At 55.1% G+C, this 19,583-nt stretch carries 20 protein-coding genes and 3 pseudogenes; 8 read left to right on the forward strand and 15 right to left on the reverse strand.

What is annotated here, in order from left to right; all coding sequences use genetic code 11:
* The first annotated feature begins 38 nt into the window (after positions 1–38).
* From Q0816_RS17160 to Q0816_RS17175, 4 genes are all read left to right on the forward strand, one after another.
* Positions 39–527 carry a tripartite tricarboxylate transporter TctB family protein gene (locus Q0816_RS17160; RefSeq protein ID WP_298852835.1) on the forward strand — a complete coding sequence of 163 codons (489 nt, stop codon included), beginning with the start codon at positions 39–41 and terminating at the stop codon, positions 525–527.
* 10 nt (positions 528–537) lie between these two features.
* Positions 538–2,049, forward strand: a complete 1,512-nt coding sequence (locus tag Q0816_RS17165; RefSeq protein WP_298852837.1) for a tripartite tricarboxylate transporter permease — start codon at positions 538–540, stop codon at positions 2,047–2,049.
* Between the two features lie 103 nt (positions 2,050–2,152).
* Positions 2,153–2,305: an ATP-binding protein gene (locus Q0816_RS17170; protein ID WP_298852840.1), complete on the forward strand. Its 153-nt coding sequence runs from the start codon at positions 2,153–2,155 to the stop codon at positions 2,303–2,305.
* A gap of 54 nt (positions 2,306–2,359) precedes the next feature.
* A complete protein-coding gene (locus tag Q0816_RS17175) occupies positions 2,360–2,539 on the forward strand; it encodes an ATP-binding protein (protein ID WP_298852931.1) in 180 nt (59 codons plus the stop codon).
* 235 nt (positions 2,540–2,774) lie between these two features.
* Here Q0816_RS17175 and Q0816_RS17180 read toward each other — a convergent pair whose 3' ends face one another.
* The 9 genes and pseudogenes from Q0816_RS17180 to Q0816_RS17215 form a co-directional block, all read right to left on the reverse strand.
* The gene (locus Q0816_RS17180) at positions 2,775–3,077 is read right to left on the reverse strand and encodes a hypothetical protein (protein WP_298852944.1); all 303 of its coding nucleotides are present in this window, start codon (positions 3,075–3,077) and stop codon (positions 2,775–2,777) included.
* 23 nt (positions 3,078–3,100) lie between these two features.
* Positions 3,101–3,472, reverse strand: a pseudogene (locus tag Q0816_RS17185) (transposase zinc-binding domain-containing protein); the annotation flags it as partial.
* Between the two features lie 13 nt (positions 3,473–3,485).
* Positions 3,486–3,617: pseudogene (locus tag Q0816_RS17190) on the reverse strand (integrase); the annotation flags it as partial.
* 204 nt (positions 3,618–3,821) lie between these two features.
* Positions 3,822–3,977: a transposase gene (locus tag Q0816_RS26100; RefSeq protein ID WP_367180523.1), complete on the reverse strand. Its 156-nt coding sequence runs from the start codon at positions 3,975–3,977 to the stop codon at positions 3,822–3,824.
* Between the two features lie 222 nt (positions 3,978–4,199).
* Positions 4,200–5,801, reverse strand: coding sequence for a BCCT family transporter (locus tag Q0816_RS17195; protein ID WP_298852842.1), 1,602 nt, complete (start codon positions 5,799–5,801; stop codon positions 4,200–4,202).
* A gap of 12 nt (positions 5,802–5,813) precedes the next feature.
* Positions 5,814–6,953, reverse strand: a complete 1,140-nt coding sequence (locus tag Q0816_RS17200; protein WP_298852846.1) for an extracellular solute-binding protein — start codon at positions 6,951–6,953, stop codon at positions 5,814–5,816.
* Positions 6,954–7,320: 367 nt separating this feature from the next.
* The gene (locus Q0816_RS17205; RefSeq protein ID WP_298852932.1) at positions 7,321–8,742 is read right to left on the reverse strand and encodes a carnitine 3-dehydrogenase; all 1,422 of its coding nucleotides are present in this window, start codon (positions 8,740–8,742) and stop codon (positions 7,321–7,323) included.
* Between the two features lie 5 nt (positions 8,743–8,747).
* A complete protein-coding gene (locus Q0816_RS17210) occupies positions 8,748–9,677 on the reverse strand; it encodes a 3-keto-5-aminohexanoate cleavage protein (protein ID WP_298852848.1) in 930 nt (309 codons plus the stop codon).
* A gap of 16 nt (positions 9,678–9,693) precedes the next feature.
* Positions 9,694–11,640, reverse strand: a complete 1,947-nt coding sequence (locus tag Q0816_RS17215; RefSeq protein ID WP_298852851.1) for an acetoacetate--CoA ligase — start codon at positions 11,638–11,640, stop codon at positions 9,694–9,696.
* Between the two features lie 126 nt (positions 11,641–11,766).
* On the opposite strand from Q0816_RS17215, the gene Q0816_RS17220 reads away from it, so the two are divergent.
* Genes Q0816_RS17220 through Q0816_RS17225 form a run of 3 tightly spaced genes read left to right on the forward strand, consistent with a single transcriptional unit; the run spans position 11,767 to position 13,479 of the window.
* On the forward strand, positions 11,767–12,696 hold the full coding sequence (locus Q0816_RS17220) for a GlxA family transcriptional regulator (protein ID WP_298852854.1): 930 nt from the start codon (positions 11,767–11,769) through the stop codon (positions 12,694–12,696).
* Between the two features lie 53 nt (positions 12,697–12,749).
* The gene (locus Q0816_RS26105; protein WP_367180524.1) at positions 12,750–12,923 is read left to right on the forward strand and encodes an integrase core domain-containing protein; all 174 of its coding nucleotides are present in this window, start codon (positions 12,750–12,752) and stop codon (positions 12,921–12,923) included.
* Between the two features lie 28 nt (positions 12,924–12,951).
* Positions 12,952–13,479 (forward strand): IS6 family transposase, encoded by a 528-nt coding sequence (locus Q0816_RS17225; protein WP_298852934.1) that lies wholly within the window; start codon positions 12,952–12,954, stop codon positions 13,477–13,479.
* A gap of 1 nt (position 13,480) precedes the next feature.
* On the opposite strand, the gene Q0816_RS17230 is transcribed toward Q0816_RS17225, so the two are convergent.
* Both Q0816_RS17230 and Q0816_RS17235 read right to left on the reverse strand, forming a co-directional pair.
* Complete coding sequence (locus Q0816_RS17230; protein ID WP_298852856.1) at positions 13,481–13,750, reverse strand: hypothetical protein; 270 nt, start codon at positions 13,748–13,750, stop codon at positions 13,481–13,483.
* A 102-nt stretch (positions 13,751–13,852) separates the two neighbouring features.
* Entirely contained in the window at positions 13,853–14,698 is an 846-nt protein-coding gene (locus Q0816_RS17235; protein ID WP_298852857.1) for an IS110 family transposase, read from the reverse strand.
* 250 nt (positions 14,699–14,948) lie between these two features.
* Between Q0816_RS17235 and Q0816_RS17240 the strand changes: the two are divergent.
* Positions 14,949–15,134: pseudogene (locus tag Q0816_RS17240) on the forward strand (DDE-type integrase/transposase/recombinase); the annotation flags it as partial.
* Positions 15,135–15,409: 275 nt separating this feature from the next.
* Here Q0816_RS17240 and istB read toward each other — a convergent pair.
* The 4 genes from istB to Q0816_RS17260 all read right to left on the reverse strand — a co-directional run bounded on the left by istB (position 15,410) and on the right by Q0816_RS17260 (position 19,534).
* Positions 15,410–16,162, reverse strand: coding sequence for an IS21-like element helper ATPase IstB (gene istB, locus Q0816_RS17245; protein WP_298852860.1), 753 nt, complete (start codon positions 16,160–16,162; stop codon positions 15,410–15,412).
* Positions 16,159–17,658 carry an IS21 family transposase gene (gene istA / locus Q0816_RS17250; protein WP_298852862.1) on the reverse strand — a complete coding sequence of 500 codons (1,500 nt, stop codon included), beginning with the start codon at positions 17,656–17,658 and terminating at the stop codon, positions 16,159–16,161. The genes istB and istA overlap by 4 nt, the downstream gene beginning before the upstream one ends.
* 103 nt (positions 17,659–17,761) lie before the next feature.
* Positions 17,762–18,466 (reverse strand): helix-turn-helix domain-containing protein, encoded by a 705-nt coding sequence (locus Q0816_RS17255; RefSeq protein ID WP_298852864.1) that lies wholly within the window; start codon positions 18,464–18,466, stop codon positions 17,762–17,764.
* Between the two features lie 111 nt (positions 18,467–18,577).
* A complete protein-coding gene (locus Q0816_RS17260; RefSeq protein WP_298852868.1) occupies positions 18,578–19,534 on the reverse strand; it encodes a substrate-binding domain-containing protein in 957 nt (318 codons plus the stop codon).
* Positions 19,535–19,583: the final 49 nt, after the last annotated feature.

Here is a 19,583-nt window from a genome sequence, read left to right on the forward strand (position 1 = left end):
CGGGCAGACTGGTCGGCCAAACCACTTGGGAGGGGCACATGAGAATTCAGGAGTTTGGATTTGACTGGGTCGCATGGGCGATGTTGCTCTGCGTACCGTTAATCATTTTTTGGCAAATATCCACCTCGCTGGTGGAACAAGAGGTGGCCAGTGGCGGGCCATTGCAGAACGCAGCAATATTTCCGCGGATCGTTGCATGGTTGATGGTTGCATTGTCTGGTATCAATCTATTTCGAATACTGGGTGGCAGGGTGTCTAAACGCTCCCCTATTGAAGGCACGCCGACAACCCGTATTGCCTTGGTATCCACGGTCGTTTTTGTGGCATACCTGATTGCGCTCAAGCCGGTCGGTTACTACGCAGCCACGCCAATTCTTCTCGCGTCTTTGTTGCGCATGTTCGGCCTTGGTTGGGCGTCCAGCATCGTCGGTGCCCTGTCGATGACCATTGTTGTGGCTGGTATCTTTGAGGGTCTTCTCAACGTCGTGTTGCCATTGGGCGCGCTCAAATTCACTTTGTTCGGATAGGAAATTCGACATGTTTCAATTGCTGAGCGAAGGCGCACCACTATATTTCACATTTGCATCACTCGCCCTCACCGTGGTTGGGGTTGTTGCAGGGCTGCTGATCGGTGTACTGCCCGGCCTAGGTCCACTGATGGGCATTGTGCTTATGCTGCCCGTGGCTTTCCATTTGCCGCCTATTCCTGCGATGGCAATGCTCATCGCAATCCAAGTTGGTGGCTCTGCAGGTGGATCAATCTCCGCAATTCTACTGAGGATACCGGGTACACCACTGGCCGCAGCCACTCTGTTCGATGGCTACCCGCTGGCTCAAAAGGGACGCAGCCAGGACGCAATTGGACTATCAATCACCGCTTCGTCGATCGGAGGTCTTATCGGCGGCTTGGTCTTGGTTATGTTTTCACCAATATTGGCTGCTTTCGCCCTCAACTTCGCGCCACCAGAATACGCAGCCATGGCTATTCTCGGGTTGCTGACCATTGCCATTGTCTCAGAAAGCTCTGCCATCAAAGGCCTGATCGCTGGTGGGTTTGGATTGATCCTTGCCACGATCGGCACCGATGAATTTACAAATGCCTACCGATTTACATTTGGAAACTTCAACTTGACCAGTGGTCCTCATATCGTCGCCATTGTGGTCGGGCTATTTGCGCTTTCCGAGTTGTTTTTCCAGATCGAGAGCGGCGACTTTTTGAAACGTCCGGAAATTCAGAAACTGGTAATTTCCTTCCGCGCACTCCGTCTAATCGCAAAGCATAAAGTCAATGTCGTACGCTCGGCACTCATAGGCACATTTCTCGGGGCAATTCCCGGGGCAGGAGGCGATGTGAGCGCCTTCGTGTCCTACGCCGCTGCCAAGCGCCTGTCCAAGCCCGAAGAGGGCTACGGCGAAGGCGCTGAGGGTGGCGTTGTGGCTACGGAAGCCGCTAACAACGGATGCTGCGGCGGCGCGTTGATCCCAACTCTTTCCCTCGGCATCCCTGGAGATGCGTCAACTGCAGTTCTACTTGGAGCGTTGTTTCTTCTGGGTTTCTTTCCGGGGCCGGAGCTATTTCGGTATAATCCTGACATTGCTGGGGGTATTTTTCTTGCCTATCTTTGCGGAAATACAGTCCTGTTTGTTGCTGGTATCGTATTGGTTCCGTTCTTCGGTGCAGTGCTGAAAGTATCGAAAGCGTGGCTCCTTCCGGCAGTTTTGCTACTCTCGATGATGGGTACTTACAGCCTGCAAAACTCGATCTTTGATCTTTGGGTGATGTTCTTTTTTGGGGTTGCCGGGTACCTTCTGCGCAAGGGAAATTACCCGCTGGCACCAATTATCATTGGTATAATCCTTGGGCCGGTCTTGGAAAACAACCTGAGAAGGTCATTATTGATTTCGCGCGACGGGCTGATGATATTTGTGGAACGACCGATATCAGCGACGATCCTGATCATTGTGACGCTGATGCTCTGCTATATCGTCTATGTGACCATTCGGCCTTCGCCGAAAACTGCTGTTGCGGCCGACAAAGGCTGTCTTTAGCGGTCAGAGAGCTGGAAGAGTTCGATTTTGAGACGGCCGAGGTTAACGAAACCCTGATCCGTGATTTGGCCGGGGTGATTTCCTGGACCAACAGCGCAACCTTGTGTTGATCTGCGGAACTGGCACCGGAAAGACCCATCTTTCCGTCAGTATTGCTCGTGCCAGTATCCGAGCCGGGCGCCGGGGCCGCTTCTTCTACGTCGTCGATCTGGTGGACAAGCTCGATGCCGAAGCCCGCGCAGAATGCCAGGGTTGAACAGCTGATCTGATCTCCCGACGCGACTTCCTGATCCTGGATGAATTGAGCTATTTGCCCTTCGCTCAAACCGCCGGTCAGGTTCTGTTCCTCCTGATCAGAAAGCTCTGTGAGCGCACCAGCGTCATCATCACAACTAACCTCAGCTTCTCTGAATGGGCGCAGGTCTTTGGGGATGCAAAGATGACACCCACGCTACTCGACCGCCTCACGCACCGCTGCCACATCCTCTAAACCGTCAACGACAGCTACCGTTTCAAGGCCAGCTCTGAGGCTGCACAGAAAACGAGAAAGGAAACGCCGACATTGACCACAACATAACCGCTGAGACATAAACAAAGGTGGGTCACTTCTCGATGGCCTATCATCGCTTTTCGTGTTGCAATCAAGTTGAAATGTCACTTGGTCTGCAAAGTACAAATGTCCCAGTTGCCGCGGAACGGTGGTGCAGCCTGACAGGGTGGAGACCTCAAATATCGGAGCCCTGGCTGGCTTCCCGCTTCTCTTTCGCCACTTTTGCAAGCCTTGAGTTCCAGCCGTTGTTGCGCCGACCTGTTGAGCTGTAGCGTGTGGCCTGAGTGCCGACGCGGCGCTTCTTCGGTGGTGTTTTATCCTGCTCTTGCTTGATGTGTTCCAGCACTGCGCTCAGCCGCTTGTTCCCGATGATCGCCGCGTGGCTCACACGTTGATCTTTGTCGTAAGCAGAGTAGGGCGGTGGAACACCCTTTGTCCGGAATTCCAGCGTTCCATCCTGGAATTCATAGCTGTCCACATATTTGCCAACGAGGCCACGGGTGCCCGGAATAGAAGGCCGTAAATGGCCCGTTTGTTCCAGTATGCGATCCGTGCGATCTCGGCTGGCACGGTGAAGACCAGATGGAAATATTCCACCGGCAGCAGGTCATCTGCCTGCGCTGCCATCCAATCGCGTGCGGCCGGCCCCTGGCACTTCGGGCAATGTCGGTTCTTGCTGCTATTATATGCGATGTGATGGTGAACGCACTTTGTGCAGACGGCGACATGCCCGCCGAGAGCCTCTGTCCGGCAGGCTTCTATAGCTGACATGACCTTGAGCTGAGAAAGGTTCAAATGGCCTGCGTTGGCCTGCCGATATGCACGTCCATGAGCACGGAAGATGTCAGCGACTTCCAGCACGCGCCTTGGCACGCTGGGCCCTCTTTCAGGTCACATCCCGGATATTCTCAAACGGGCTGGCAACGTTGCGCAGCGTCTTGGTGGCCACATGGGTGTTTCGCGCGGCTGTCGTCAGTTTGGCATGACCCAGCAACACTTGGATTACACGGACATCGGTATCGACCTCGCTGCTCAAGCGCCTCGGCTTCACGCACAAAAAAAGTCGCTGGTGGCCTCCGAGCGCCGCCATGCCAAGGTAAGGAGACGGCGGGCTGATTGGTTTGCTCATTGTTGATTTCTGCTGAGAAGTGACCCACATGATCCGTAAAGCTAAACTTACAACAGGTGTTTGTCCATTTCGGCAATTCACAGAATTGGCCGCTTAACACGCAGTTTCGAGTGATCTATTCAGCCAAGTAAAACTTCGCAATAGAGCCCTCGTTACCAACCCGAGCCAGGCCATCAGTTGTCGCTGATTGTCGATTCGCGTCATGTCGCCGATCTCGGCCACGACAGTTGACGCAATCGTCGTGTTCACACTGCGCAGTGCATCGACGACCGGTGCAAAGCGCCAATCCAGTATTGCCGCCTAAGTACCTAACCCAACCTCGTAGTCTGTTCTTCAGCCTGTTCGACGGTGTGTTTAATTTCTTCGAAACGAACTGTTGATGATTTGTGGAACACAGTCGTAATACGCCAACACACACCTCAAAATTGCCACGAATATGTGGAGCCCCTAAGGGCTCCACCCGACGGCAACTTATCGATTCAAGAACTCGATTTCACGTTTGTCTTCATAATCGGGTAGTGGATGTTCCTCATGCAACGTTTTTATCATCCCGTAGATCATAAGAAGAACAATAACTGCGATTGGCAACCCGGCTACGATTGAAGCAGTCTGAAGCGCACTGAGACCACCCGCCAACATCAAAACCGCAGCCACGATACCGGATGTCAAGCCCCAGAAGATCCGAAACTTCACAGGCGGGTGTTCGTCACCCATTGACAGCATGGTGCACATCACCAATGTGCCGGAATCCGAGGATGTTACAAACCAAGAGATCAGCAACACGGTGATCAGCACATACATTGGCAATGTTAGCCAGTCGTAGCCAAATCCAGCTACGGTTGCGAAAACACCGCGTGCATAATCCTCGTTGACGGTTTCCGCGACACCGGCGTTATAGAAAAGATCAACACCTGCTGCGGCACCACCAAATACACCCATCCAGATCATCACCACAGAAACCGGTACGAAGAGCACAGCGAGGGTAAATTCGCGGATTGTTCGACCTTTGGAAACCCGGGCGATGAACATGCCTACAAATGGGCACCATGCAATCCACCAGCCCCAGTAGAAGATGGTCCACCAGCTCTGCCATTGATTTTCAGGATCGCCGTTGATCTGGAAACCCATAGGTATGACGTTCCACAGATAATCGCCAATTCCTGAAATCGTAATGCCAAGGATGAAGGCGGTTGGCCCCAGAACAATGAACAGGATCAAAAGCCCTAAGCTGGCCATGACGTTCATTTCCGACAAAATTCGAACTCCTTTACCGACACCTGATGCCGCTGATGCTGTTCCCAGCACTGTGATGATGGCAACAAGGATCAACTGATTGGACACCGTATTTTCCATCAAGCCCAGCCGCTCGATTCCGGCGCCGATCGGGACTATTCCTAGCCCGAGAGAGGTGGCAATACCAAAGATCGTTCCGAAGACTGCAATCAAGTCTACCAGGTGTCCCCAGGGACCGTATATTTTGTCTTTCAGGATGGGATAGAGGGCAGCGCGAGGCGTCAAAGGCAGGTCGTGACGATAGGCAAAGTAAGCCAATGACATCCCTGCAAGGACATAAAGACCCCAGCCGTGAAACCCCCAATGGAAGATTGTAATTGTCACCGCTTTGACGGCCGCTTCGGTAGAACCAGCCTCAAGTCCAAGCACGTCTGCAAAGGGGTTGCCTTGAATGTGATACATCGGCTCGGCAACGCCCCAATATATCAACCCTGAGCCAAGACCAGCTGAGAACAGCATTGCTATCCAAGAAAAGGTCGAAAAATCTGGGTCATCGTCTTCTTTGCCCAGTTTCACATCGCCAAACCGAGAGAACATTAACCAAACGGAGAAGATGAGTGCCGCATTCACGACCAGCACATAGAACCAGTCCATCGTTCCGATTATGAAATTTTTGCCAGCCGCGAAAACGGCCGAGGATTTCTCAACATCGAAAATAGTATATGCAACGAAAGCAATGATCATTAGCATCGATGCAATTGCCATAAAGGCGTTCATGCCGGAAAACCAACCTGATTGTGCGATCAGATTTTCCGAAGATTTGTTATGGGTATCAGACATTATCTTCCCCTACTATCGCGTTGTGCCGGATGGGCCCTGCAGTCCACTTTCGCTTATCCAGGCCTGAAAAGCCTCCTCAAGCCGTCCATGGTTTTCCGCCCACCAAGTGGCATCCGAAACGATGCTGAGGTTTTCAGAGTATGCAGGACTGTTTGGGATCAGTGCCAGTGTCTCGTCCGATAGCAATGACATAGATGACTGTCGGGTCGGGCCATTTGGAAGATAGTTCACCATGTTGGCTAACGACTCAGTCGAACTAGCAAATCGGATAAACTCCAATGCTTCTGCCTTGTAGCGGCTGCCTTTTGGAACTCCAAAAAGATCCAATTCCATGACGCGGCCATCAAAAACGACTTGAAAATCTGCATCGTCTTCAGATGCTGCGGATGCTGCTGTAGTTGCCCACACAGATGACATTACGACATCTCCTGATTTCAACAATCGAACGGGTCCAAGACCTGATGACCACAGTTGAAGACCGGACTTAATGGCATCCATCTTGGCCAATGCGCGATCAACACCTTCCTGAGTTTCAAGAGTTGGATACACATCATCGCGTGCAACGCCATCCGCCATAAGCGCCCATTCCATAATCACGGTGGGATCATTTCTAATCGCGCGCGCGCCCGGGTACGATTCGGTATCAAAGAAATCAGCAATGCTTGAGGGAGGATTGTCGCCAAAGGTGGCTTCCGAATAGGCGTAAGCCGTGGACCATTGAATTACACCTACTCCACAATCATTAAGAGCACCTTCGACGAAATCTTCCGAAGCCGGGGTTCCATCTTTTCCTGCCGGGAGGGAGATACCGGAAAGATCTTCAAGCAATCCCTCCTCACAGGCGCGCAGTGAATCCGCCTGCGTCAGGTCAACAACATCCCAAACTACGTTTGCAGATTCAACTTGGTCGCGAATTTCTTCGATGCCGCCGGCATAGTGTTCGACGTTAACCCGCGAATTGTATTGGTCCTCAAATGGTCGCACGAAACCCAACATCTGGCTTCGCATGTAAGGACCTGTCCAACTTACAAACGTAATCTCAGTATTTGGGTTGACTACGTTGTCCTGCGCCCATGTTGGCTGCGCCGAAGCCACGCACATAAGTGCAATAGCTGAAACGAGCCCCTTTTTTGGTACAAGTTCTTTGGTCATAATTTCCTCCAAGTTTGGGTTTGATTTCCGGAAATGATCTGAGTTAAGACACTACCCGGCGCTCTAGAAACAGCTAACAGACACCCTTCCAACCTCCAGAGACAGTGCCCTCCATTGACGGGGGCAAAAAGTTGTTGTTCGTTACTTCAATTCCGTCGGATTACACGTGACCGACTTTGCAACTTGCGCCATCCGGTTCTGGTAATTCAGCGTATCGCCTGTTCATTGGGTCTTCCTTTTCTGACAACGAATGTCGTCGGCTGTTAAATTCGGAGTGACAAAAGGACGGATCGGGTAAGACTGACCCGACCCGCCAGTTTGTGCCGTCTCTTTAACGGAGGGGAAAAAATGACGGCGCATCATATACTCAATCCCTTTGACCGACGTGGCGGCCAACGCCCTTGGGTAGCGGCAACCGGGCATGATCCTGAGCAAAGGCCGCGAGTTTTAAGGCCACGGCCTCGGACGGGAGCGACGTTTTGCGTGCATTCAAGTCCATGTGGATCAGCAGGGTTTCGACCGTCGCAGCCAGTTGGTCGTTTTCGCCATAGAGGCGGTGGAACAGCTGCATTTTCTTGCCGTCGCCACGCAAAACATGGGTGGTGATTTTCAGCCGGGCACCCGCGTGAAGTTCGGCCAGGAACTGCATGTGGTTTTCGACGGTGAAATAGCTGTTGCCCGCGTTGACATAGTCCGCGTCCGCTCCGATCATCTCCATGAAACGGTCGGTTGCCTGCGCTGAAGCCTCAAGGTAGTGGGCCTCGTTCATGTGGCCGTTATAATCCGTCCAGCTTTGTGGGATGGCGCGGTCCACGGTAAACGGCAAATCCTCAACCGAAGGTTCCGGCATGGTGTCTTCATGAGCGTTCAGAACACCACCCGCGCCGCTGCCAGTTTTCTTCAGCGCACGCATCATGCCGATCAGATTGTTGTCGCGCAGACGTTCCAGCTCGCGGATCGATGTATGGCCGGATTGTGCGTCTGACTGACCTGCGATTAAGTCAACCAATTCTTCGGTGAATTCTGGCACGTCCATCAGCTTGGTCCAGGGCCACTGAAGGGCGGGGCCGAACTGTGCCATGAAGTGTTTCATGCCCGCCTCGCCACCGGCGATCCGGTAGGTTTCGAACAGGCCCATCTGCGCCCAACGCAGGCCGAAACCCATGCGGATGACTTCGTCCAGCTCTTCGGTGGTGCAGATCCCGTCTTTGATCAACCACAGGCCTTCGCGCCAAACCGCCTCCAGCAGACGGTCACCAATATGGGCGTCGATCTCTTTGCGGACTGTCAACGGGTACATCCCGATCGAACGCAGAATGTCCGACGCTCTTGCGCAGGTGTCAGCGGCGCCGACCAGTTCGACGAGAGGAAGCAGGTAGACCGGGTTGAACGGGTGTGCGACGACGACGCGGCCCCCACGCTCGTTCAGTTCGGACGGTTTGAACCCCGAGGTCGAGGAGCCGATCACCGCATCCGCGGGTGACAGTTCGTCAATCTGCGCGTGGATCTTGTGCTTGAGGTCCAGACGCTCAGGCACGCTTTCCTGAACCCAAGCCGCGCCAGCCAGCGCTTCGCGCATGTCGTCATGAAAGGTCAAAGTACCCTCGGCGGGCATCGCCTTGTCATAAAGCGCGGGTAACGCGCGGCGGGCGTTGGCCAGCACTTCGCCTATCTTGCGTTCCGCTTCGGTGTCCGGGTCAAAAACAGAAACGTCCCAACCGTTCAGCAGGAACCGGGCAACCCAGCCGCCGCCGATCACGCCGCCGCCGACGATGGTTGCCTTTTGCAAGGCGCTCATGCTGCGGCACACTTTGCGACGGGTGCGCGCTTGGTCAGGCCCAACTTCTTGCGCACGGCATCGGGGCCGATGATCTTGGCCCCCATGTTCTCGATCACCGTCGCGGCGCGCTCAACCAGTTGTGCGTTGGTAGCCAGAACGCCTTTGTCCAGGAACAGGTTGTCTTCCAGGCCAACACGGACGTTGCCGCCTGCCAGAACCGACTGCGCAGCATAGGGCATCTGATCGCGGCCAAGAGAGAACGCCGACCATGTCCAGTCGGACGGTACGTTGTTGACCATCGCCATGAAGGTGTTGATGTCGTTCGGGGCGCCCCACGGCACACCCATGCATAGCTGAACCAGCGCGTTGGGTTCCAGGATGCCCTCTTTCACCAATTGCTTGGCGAACCACAGGTGTCCGGTATCAAACGCCTCGATCTCGGGCTTCACGCCCAGATCGGTCATCATCTGACCCATCGCCCGCAGCATGCCGGGGGTGTTGGTCATCACATAGTCGGCTTCGGCAAAATTCATGGTGCCGCAATCCAGAGTGCAGATTTCCGGCAGGCACTCCGCGATATGCGCCATCCGTTCGGTCGCGCCGATCATGTCGGTGGTCGCTTCGTTGACAGGGAACGGGCTTTCGGTCGAGCCGAACACGATATCGCCGCCCATGCCAGCAGTCAGGTTCAGAACCACGTCTACCTCGGCTTCGCGTACACGGTCGGTCAGTTCGCGATACAAGCCCAGATCGCGCGACGGCGCTCCGGTTTCAGGGTCACGCACGTGACAGTGGACCACGGCGGCACCCGCCTTGGCCGCATCAATGGCCGAGTTGGCAATCTGCTCAGGGCTACGCGGCACATGCGGAGATTTGTCCTGAGTACCGCCCGAACCGGTCACGGCGCAGGTGATGAAAACGTCACGGTTCATTGTGAGAGGCATGGCTGGCGTCCTTCTGTCAGCATTTTAGGTCAGGATGGTCCGTGAACTGGGCCAGCGCGCCGGGATTGATCAGGCCGGTCAGGTCACGGATGGGTTGATTGTTCACGGCATCCCGAACGGCCAGTTCGGCGGTTTTGCCGGATTTCGTGCGCGGGATATCCGCGACTTTGATGATTTTCGCGGGAACGTGGCGCGGTGACGCGTTGGTGCGAATCTCGGTTTTTATCCGCGAGACCAGCTCGCCATCCAGAGACAAGCCGTCGGGGGTGGTCACGAACAGAACGACACGCACATCGTTGTTGATGTTCTGCCCGACAACGACCGAGTCCTCGACCTGTTCGATCTTGTCAAGCTGCCGGTAAATCTCGGCGGTGCCGATCCGGATGCCGCCTGGGTTCAACGTCGCATCCGATCGGCCCAGCACGACATAACCTCCATTGTTCGTCTGAATGGTAAAGTCGCCCTGCCGCCAGATATTCGGGTAGGTCTCGAAATAGCTGGACCGATAGCGTGCCTGCCCCGGATCGTTCAGGAAGCGGGTCGGCATCGACGGATGGGCATTGCGGCACACCAGCTCTCCGGCCACTCTTGCCACCGGATTGCCATCTGTATCCAGCGTGGCTACGTCCAGCCCCAGCATTGGGGCCTGAATCTCTCCCTTATGCACCGGCAACGTCGGGCAGCCGCCAATGAAACAACCCAGAATATCCGTGCCGCCGCAGATCGAGGCCAACTGCACGTCCGCTTTCCAGTCTTGATACACGTGGTCAAACCCGTCCGGAGACAAGGGCGAACCGGTCGACAGCACCACGCGGAGGTATGAAAGGGAGTGACTGTCGACCGGCCGAACACTGCGTTTGAGCGCGGCATCAATGAATTTTGCGGAGATTCCGAAATGCGTGACCTGTTCTGCTTCGACCAGATCGAACAGGCGGGTGATGCCCGGATAGGTCGGGTTTCCGTCGAACAGAACGATCGCGGCCTCAGAGGCCAGTGCAGCAACCTGCCAGTTCCACATCATCCAGTTGCAGGTTGTGTAATAAAACATCCGGTCACCGGCGCGCAGATCGCAATGCAACTGCTGCTCGACCATCATGCGCAGCAATGTGCCGCCGCCCGAGTGCTCGATGCATTTCGGTTTGCCGGTCGTTCCGGACGAAAACATTACATAAAGCGGATCGCGGAACCCCATCGGGCGACAGTCCAGCGTTGGCGTGGCGGTCAGTTTGAAGCTGTCATATTCCGTCATTCCCTCGGGCAGGCCAGTGCCGTCCTGCGCGTATGGCCAGACGATGACCTGTTCGATGGTCGGCACGCGGGCCGCAACGGTGGCGATGGCTTCACGCGTGTCAAAGCGCTTGCCGTTGTAGAAATAGCCGTCTGCCGCGAACATCAGTTTCGGCGCAATCTGACCGAAACGGTCCACCACCACGTCTGGCCCACTTTCCGGTGCGCAAGAGGACCAAACGGCCCCCAAGGACGCCGTAGCCAGCATGACCGCAACGGTCTGCGGCATGTTCGGCACATATCCCACGACGTGATCCCCTGCGGCAATACCCGCAACTTTCAGCGCAGCGGCCAGACGCTCGACCTCATGCTTCAGTTCGGCACGGCTCCAACGCAGGCGGCGGCCATCTTCGCCGTGGAAGATGATGGCATCGCGGTCGTCTGGATTCTTCAGAAAGGTCTCGACGACGTTCAGCCGAGCGTTCGGAAAGAATCTGACATTCAGCGGATCTTGATCGGGGATCAGTGTTGTGTCTCCGGCGTCGCCGACAAGACCGCAAAATTCCCACGCCAGTCGCCAGAATGTATCCGCCTGATCCACAGACCAACGGTGCAGATCGGCGTGGGTGTCGAATAACCTCCCAGCCCGATCACCTGCGCCGCTCCGAAACGCGGCAAGCCGTGTCTGTGAGATTTTTTCGGCACTGGGTGTCCAGAGAAGGTCAGAAACCAACATGGTGAAATAGGCCTCCGAATGGCAGGTGTTGAGAGTCTTTGAACTGCGAAGTGACAAGAAGGTACTTTCAATATCCAAACGAACACGATACATAAATCGGCAGGATAGTGATAAAGGTCGTCAAATTTGCACGAAAGTTTCGAATTCCTGCTGCTGGACGGGTTCTCGAACATGGTTTTGGCCAGCGCGCTGGAACCCCTGCGCGATGTCAAAATGCGTTCGATCTTCGCAGATTTGGACTGGGAAGTAACAACGCTAGACGGCGCAACTGTCACCAGTTCCAGCAAGCTTGGACTGTCGCCAAACAGGCGGTTCGACCCGGAGCAGACCAAAAGCACACTTGTCATCGTGGCCGGTTACAGCGTACGCGAACAGGTCACCAGAGAGCTGGTTTCGATGGTCCGGCTGGCGTCCCGCAATGCCCGACGGGTGCTGGCCCTGGATACTGCCTCTTGGCTGTTAGCCGAGGCCGGGGTTCTGGACGGCCACAGAGCAACCATTCACTGGCAGGAGCTGGATGCGTTCACAGAGGCCTTTCCTAACGTCGACACCTCAAACGCGCGTTACGTTAGCTCGGGGCCATTCATGACCTGTGGAGGTGCCAGCACGGTGTTGGAAATGATCCTCGAACTCATAGAGGAAATATTTGGCCCGGCTGCTGCATTTGATGCCTCAAGCATGTTCATCTTTGATCCTGCGCGACAGAAAAGCGGAAATCGTGGTGCCGCGAGACTGCGTGACCGCGGATCACCCAAATTGCTACAAGCGCTCAACATCATTGCGGAAAATGTCGAAACCCCGCTGACGACATTCGAACTGGCTGAGCGCGTTTCTTTATCGGAACGAACACTGTGCCGCGCCTTCTCCGATGAACTGGGTATGACGCCAGGAAAGTACTACAAGCTGTACCGTCTTCAACATGCCCGGTACCTCGTACAGGAAACCCGATCAAGCACCGAGCAAATTGCGCACAGATGCGGATTTTCCTGTGCTTCTGCACTTAGACGCTCTTTCACAAGAGTGTTTGGCAAACCGATTAATGCTTTTAGATTGTAAATGGTTCTGATGGAATGGACATCCCCTGATCTCTCATCTGTTAGGTTTTGGAGATGGAAACCATCAGGAGATTAGAAAAATGGCGGACTTGGAGCTTGTCGGCAAAGATCGGCATCGGAAAGTGGCTGGCCTACTACAACGCCGAACGACCGCACTCGACCCACGGCATCTTGACCCCCGATGAGGCCTGTGCCAACAAAACAGAACCGATGAGATCAGCAGCCTGAAATGAAACCCTGATCCACCTTAACAACGCTGCAAACTGGTCGAAAAACTAGGACCACCTCTTTCTATTTGCGTTACACAGTGTCGGATCGTGATTTGGAAGAGATCATGGACGAACGCGGCGTGCAGGTGGACCACGCTACTCTCAACAGGTGGGTTGTTAAGTATTCGTCGATGATCGCCGTGAGCGCGCAATCGAAGAAGCGACCAACGCTGAGTTTCTGGCGCATGGACGAAACCTTTCTCCGTGTGCGCGGCAAGTGGATGTATCTTTATCGAGCAGTCGACAAAGCTTTAAATACCCTTGATTTCATGCTGTCTGAGCGACGAAATCGTCCAGAAGCCACCAGTTTCTTTGCCAAAGCACTGTCGTCAAACGGGATCCCAAATAAAATCGTCAAAGACAAGAGTGGCGCAAATGCAGCTGGCATTCGAGAAGTGAACAGGATTCTGAAGCGGTTCGGATGCCCAGCCAAAGTACAGACGATCAGGTCCAAATATTTGACGGATGTATTTGACAAGAACTTTTTCAGGTGCCGCACCCTTAGCTTTGGGTGATCTACTGAGGTGAAATCGGCTTTGCCTTTGGTGACGGCTGTTTCCACTTGGTTACGAAACGCCGGTAAACCTCTTCGGCGTGACCAACCGCTTCCCTTTCCTGATCTCTTACTGATTTGAGGCTGTAGTCAGCAGCGGGTCCCTTGATCCTGCCACCACGGTGTGAGGGATAGCCCGCAGTCAGTTCCAGCTTTCTCAGCTTCCAGTCCAACAAAGCGGGACGGCTCCAGATGTATTCCTCACCTTTGGAAAGCATGTGCCAGATGACCACTGCCAGTTTCCTTGCTGTCGCAACTGCAGCGATCTGACTGCCGCGCTTTTCCCTGACCCGCCGAAAGAAAGCTCTGAGCGGTCCGGGCATACGAGAGACCGACTAAGCCGCCTCCACCAGCATCGCTCGCGCGTGCGACCGGCCCTGCTTTGTGATGCGGCCATGATAGGCTGCTTTGTCACCGGACTGCCGAACGCGGGGATTGAGACCGAAATAGCTGACGAGTTTTTCTGGGGAGGAGAAACGCTCGATATCACCAATTGCGGCCAGAACACTTAGCGCGACGATCATGTTTACGCCGGTGATTGTCATCAGCGGCCTCACGCGCGGCTCCTGAAGCGCCGTTTGTGCGAGATCTTCATCGATCTGTTTGAGCTCGAGACCGAGGCGGTCCAGCTCGCCAGCATGGCGGAGGATGACGCGGCGCTGGTCTTGCGCGACGGGTTGGTCCTCCAACCACTTCCTCCCACGCTTTGTAAATAGAGACGCATTGTACGGCGGGATTAGATTGGCATGCAGCACCGAATGGATCCTGTTCTTGAGACGGGTCATCTGGGAAACCAGCTGCACCCGCTCAGCAACGACCCGACGCAGCCGTTCCGTTTCTTCGTCCGGCATCCAGACTTCTGGCAGAAAGCCGCTGGCGTGAAGCTTCGCCAGAACACTTGCATCGATCTTGTCGGTTTTGACTTTGGCCCAGGCGACAGCACGAACGAGCAGTGGGTTTGAGATGACGACACGGCTTACAAAAGGCGACAGCAGCCACAATATGGCCTTTGTGTTGACCGTCGCTTCCAGGACGATCTCGTCCTCGACATTCAGCCGTTCTGCAAAACTCAGGATGTGTTCATTCTCAAGCTCAAGGCGACCTGCGTCCCGTATCTTGCCATTCTCCAGGATCGCCACCTGAGCGAAGGTTCGATGCACATCAAGGGCAATGATTTTCATGACTGGCTCCTTTCCAAGGTCAGTAACCAAGGGAGCTAGCGGGCCACACGACAACTACGGATTCGCGCTCGCAGCACAACCGGGCAAGTCGAAGGGGCGGCCAGATAACAACTCGAGCTCGCAGCTCATCAAATACTTCGGCCTGCCCGCCATTCGTGCTCCCAACACCCCAATCTCGGTAGAACAATAGTATTCCACATTGAGGTCTTCGGGACCTCCGATCGGAGCGTCAGGCCTATTCATGCCGGATAACAACATGATCGAACAGGATCATCGGTTCATAAAGCGGCGTGTTCGGCACATGTGTGGGTTTAAGTCGTTCGAATCCGCTTCAGCCACTTTGGACGGCATCGAGGTCGCCAACATGATCCGGAAGAAGCAATTCTCTAGTGATACGACTTCCGGCTTTCGAATGTTAGCGGAGATAGCAGGATAACTGCGTCTAGCATATCGCTGGCTATGGTCGCTCCAAAAGATTTGCGACACTACCATTCGAACCTGAAACACGATAGATTCGCAGTTCGAGAGATCAATCAATCGAGTTTTGGCAATGTTTGTCAATCCCGGCACAAAAAGGGTCAGTTTCCCGGCGTAATATTGAACAGTTTGCTTAGGAGTTGTCGGCGCCTTGGCACGTGTGCTTGTCATATAGCTGACGCGTGCCAGGGCGCGCTGGCCGCAGGCCAGCATTTCTCCTTCTTCAGCTGGATTTCAGCTTTGGGCTTTGCGGCTCTGGCGTAACCGGAAGCTTTCTCCGTTCATTTCCAGGATATGCACGTGATGGGTCAGTCGGTCGAGAATGGCGCCGGTCAGGCGTTCTGATCCGAAGATCTCGGTCCACTCGTCGAATGGCAAGTTGGACGTTATGATGATGGACCCACGCTCGTAGCGTTGCGATATGATCTCGAAGAGCAACTCGGCGCCGGATTTGCTGAGAGGAACGAAGCCGAGTTCATCAATGATCAACAGGTCCTGGCTGGTCAGTTGTTTTTGCAGGCGTTGTAAGCGCCGCTCGCCAACCGCCTCGATCAGTACGTGAACCAGTGCAGCGGCCGTTGTGAAGCGGACCTTGAGACCTTTTTGGCATGCCGCCAGTCCCAGCCCCAGTGCGACATGGGTTTTGCCGGTTCCGCTCGGCCCAAGGGCGATGACATTCTGGCGGTGATCCACGAACTCGCAACGCGCCAGTTGCATGGTCAGAACCTTGTTCAGCGACGGGATGACCTTGTAGTCGAAGCTGTCCAGGCTTTTGGTCGCCGGGAACTTTGCAGCCTTGATCCGCCGTTCGATCATCCGACGTTCACGTTCGATCAGCTCCAGTTCACACAGCCGCAGCAGATACTGGATGTGATCCTTGTTCTCGGTCGCACATTGCCGGGCCAGCTTGTCATACTCGCTGTGGAAGGTTGGCAGGCGGAGCTTTTTGAGATGATGCTGCAACAGCACCTGTGGGGTGTCGCTCATGTCACCGTTCCAGGCATCAGCACCTTGTAGCTGGCCGGGTTTGTCGTTTCGACCAGTGCTTTTGGCAGATAGGGATAGATGTCGAGGTCCAATCGTGGTGGACGCTTCTCGATCCGGCAAAGGACCAGATGTTTGACGGCATCATAACCAATGGCACCGAGACTTAGGGCCTGTTTGACCGCCGCATGGACATGGCCGATCTCGAAGGTCTCCAGCAAGCGCAGGATCTGCACATACTCCCGTTTGCCGGTCTTGCCCATTCGCGCTTCCAGCAGCCGGTGCAAGGTCGCAAACTCGTCTGGCAGGTCCCAGTCTTTGAGCGGCGCAGCCTGATCCAGGGCCCCAACCTTTTGCTCCAGCAGAGGCAGGTAGTGCATCGGGTCAAACACCATATCGGCCTTTTCATAAGACCGACGGTGACACGCAATCACATCAGCGCCGCAGCCAATAATAACCTCATGGACATAGGCTCGAACCTGAACCTCGTGATGGGCATAAGCGACGGGCACCGAGTAATCGTTGTTGCGATAGCGGACCATGGAGATCGATGTCGCCCGCGTGCTGACCTTCTCGCAGGCATCATAGGGTGTGGGCGGCATCACCATCAGCGCATCCAGGTCGCGCATCAGGCGGTCGCCGATGGGCTCGGCATGACCTCGCACGGTATCGCCCCGGCGCTTCAGGCATTGCTCTTCGAGCCAGGCATTCAGGGCACCAAAGCTGTCGAACCGGGGCGCGGAAACAAGAAAGTTACGTCGCCCATAGCCGATCACACCTTCAACGGTTCCTTTATCATTCCCCTTTCCTGGCCTGCCAAACTTGTCATCAAACAGGTAATGCGACTGCAACTCGGCAAAGGTTCTGGTCCGTTCCCGTTTCCCGTCGCCGCAAATCTTCGCAACAGCAATCGTGGTGTTGTCGTAGAGGATCGTCAGTGGCACGCCGCCAAAGAAGCCAAACGCTGCATTATGGCCATCACAAAAAGCTTCGGTCGTCTCGGCCGGATACGCCTTGATAAAGAATGCATCCGAGTGTGGCAGGGCCATCGCAAAATAATGCAACTTGCATTCAATGCCGCCGATCACGCCAAGAGATTCCCCAAAATCCACCTGGGCATGGCCCGGCGCATGCGACAGTGGCACAAACACCTCTCGGGCCCGACGCTTCTTCTCCCGCACATAATCCGTGACAATGGTGATCCCGCCCGTGAAGCCATGTTCATCCCGCAGGCGCTCATGGATACGCTTCGCCGTGTGACGCTGCTTTTTGATCCGGCTCATATCGTCCGCGAGGATCTGGTCGATGATCGCAACGAACGGATCAAGCTTGGGGCGAATTGGTGGGCTTTCACGCCGGTAACCAGGCGGAACTGAGTGCTTCAGGATCTTCGCAACGGTCTTGCGATCAATACCAAACAGACGCGCCGCAGCGCTGTTACTCATCCCGTCAACATGGCACGCCCGCCGCACCCGGCTATAAAGTTCCACTGAATACATCTCCCCACCCTCAGCTCGTTCGCCTCAGGTGTCAGACTGCGGAATTTTGCTCCGCGACGGTCAGATCATCCAACCGATTCAGTGGCCATTTTGTCTCCGGGATTCACACGATTAGAGCGGAAGCGAAATGCGGAATCGTCAGTGACGCGATCACGGATTGACCCATGCCATGCCGGATAGGTGCCGAAATCTCACCTATGGCGTTGCTCTCCGGGCTGACGAGAGAGATGTAGTTCTGGTCGGCACAGATTGCCGCCAGATCAGAAAACTCTTGCAGAGAATCCGGGTTTTCCTCCGATGCTATTTTGCGAAGATATGCCAGCCGATCTTCGTGTGAGGCAATTTCCGAAAGAAAACACGCCCCGGCCGATGTCGGATACACAGGCGTTGTGTAGCCGACCTGCACAGTGACACCGTAGTTTTGAGACGACGAGACGCTGTTGATCACAATCAGTTCGTCCTTGCCATTTGGCACCCAGAGGTGATTGGACAGTTCGATCTCTTCGGCCAAGCGGTTCATGTAAGGCTCGGCCAACTCGGCCAGTTTGTTGTTATCTGTCCGGTCTCCGCCTAACAGGGAAAGCTTTCCGGTCAGTTTGAACAGGTCACGTTCCTGACGATCGATGTAGCCGCGTTCCTCCAGCACGATCATCATGCGAAAGATTTCGTTCTTCGAACGGCCAATACCCTGCGCGAGCTGAGACAGGGTAGGGGCTGTATCCGACAGAGACAGAAACTCAAGAATATCCAGACCCTTTTCGAAAGCGGGAGCGGAGTACTTTTGGAGTTTCGTTTTTTGCTCGGACATTGGCGGCACCTTTTTTGAAGCTTTCTAAAAAACACAGCAGGGGCGCAAGCCCCTGCGTGTCCGGCCGGCCACCCCGACAGGGAGGAGAAAGAAAACCGGCCTGATCGGTCTTTACAAACCGTTCTTCTTCAGGACTTCACCTGCGTTATCGGCAGTGATTGTCTCGGTGCCCATAACGACCGACTTTGGCACCTCTTCACCTTTCAGGTGCTTCAGAGCCTGACGCAGACCTTCGGCACCCGGGGTTGGGTAGAGGAAGGTGGCCGACAGTTCACCATTGGCAACCCAGGTCACACCCTCACCTGGCAGAGCGTCAACACCAATGAAGATGATGTCATCTGCGCGGCCCGCGTCTTTGGCAGCCAGATAAGCGCCATAGGCCATCGGGTCGTTGTGGCCATAAACCATGGTGATGTCTTCATAGTTGCGCAGGGCGGTCGACGTGATGTCGTAAGCCTGATCCTGTTTCCAATCCCCAGACTGCTGATCGAGCAGGAAGGTCACGCCTTCTTCGCCGTCAAAGGCCTCGTGGAAACCATTGGCGCGGTCATGCGCGGCTTGCGTGCCCAGACCACCCCAGATCTCGACAATAGTGCCTTTGGCTGCACCCGCACCGCCGAGTTGCTCCAGCGCGAACTTACCGGCTTCGCGGCCGATCAGTTCGTTGTCGCCGCCGACCCACTGAACGAACTTGTCGGTGTCTACGATTCGGTCCAGGACAAAAACAGGGATGCCCGCGTCGGTTGCCTGCTCGACCACACCGGTCAAACCAGCGGACTCCTTGGGCGAGATCAGGATCGCGTCAACTTCCTGGCGGATAAAGTTCTCGACGTCGGCCACCTGCTTTTCAGTGCGGTCGTTCGCGTCCGCGATGATCAGTTCGACATTGTCGTGCAGGTCAGCTTCGGCACGCAGGTCTTTGTTGAACTGGACACGCCAGGGCTCAACTGTGGTGACCTGCAAAAAACCGATCACATAGTTGTCAGCAGCCAGCACCATCGAGGCTGAAAACGAGGTTGCGAGCGCGGTGGCAGCCATCAGGCCCTTGCCAAATACTCTTCTTTTCATAGTCTACTCCTTAGGGTCATGATGCATTGATTTCCGCCGCGCCACGTGA

Origin of the sequence: uncultured Ruegeria sp., from assembly GCF_947497005.1 — a bacterium.
Lineage (GTDB): Bacteria > Pseudomonadota > Alphaproteobacteria > Rhodobacterales > Rhodobacteraceae > Ruegeria.

What these genes read in the sequence shown, in the direction of transcription:
- Q0816_RS17160 (WP_298852835.1), top strand. Translation starts at nt 39, where the DNA reads ATGAGAATTCAGGAGTTTGGATTTGACTGGGTCGCATGGGCGATGTTG.
- Q0816_RS17165 (WP_298852837.1), top strand. Translation starts at nt 538, where the DNA reads ATGTTTCAATTGCTGAGCGAAGGCGCACCACTATATTTCACATTTGCA.
- Q0816_RS17195 (WP_298852842.1), bottom strand. Translation starts at nt 5,801, where the DNA reads ATGTCTGATACCCATAACAAATCTTCGGAAAATCTGATCGCACAATCA.
- Q0816_RS17200 (WP_298852846.1), bottom strand. Translation starts at nt 6,953, where the DNA reads ATGACCAAAGAACTTGTACCAAAAAAGGGGCTCGTTTCAGCTATTGCA.
- Q0816_RS17210 (WP_298852848.1), bottom strand. Translation starts at nt 9,677, where the DNA reads ATGCCTCTCACAATGAACCGTGACGTTTTCATCACCTGCGCCGTGACC.
- Q0816_RS17215 (WP_298852851.1), bottom strand. Translation starts at nt 11,640, where the DNA reads ATGTTGGTTTCTGACCTTCTCTGGACACCCAGTGCCGAAAAAATCTCA.
- Q0816_RS26105 (WP_367180524.1), top strand. Translation starts at nt 12,750, where the DNA reads ATGGAAACCATCAGGAGATTAGAAAAATGGCGGACTTGGAGCTTGTCG.
- Q0816_RS17235 (WP_298852857.1), bottom strand. Translation starts at nt 14,698, where the DNA reads ATGAAAATCATTGCCCTTGATGTGCATCGAACCTTCGCTCAGGTGGCG.
- istB (WP_298852860.1), bottom strand. Translation starts at nt 16,162, where the DNA reads ATGAGCGACACCCCACAGGTGCTGTTGCAGCATCATCTCAAAAAGCTC.
- istA (WP_298852862.1), bottom strand. Translation starts at nt 17,658, where the DNA reads ATGTATTCAGTGGAACTTTATAGCCGGGTGCGGCGGGCGTGCCATGTT.
- Q0816_RS17255 (WP_298852864.1), bottom strand. Translation starts at nt 18,466, where the DNA reads ATGTCCGAGCAAAAAACGAAACTCCAAAAGTACTCCGCTCCCGCTTTC.
- Q0816_RS17260 (WP_298852868.1), bottom strand. Translation starts at nt 19,534, where the DNA reads ATGAAAAGAAGAGTATTTGGCAAGGGCCTGATGGCTGCCACCGCGCTC.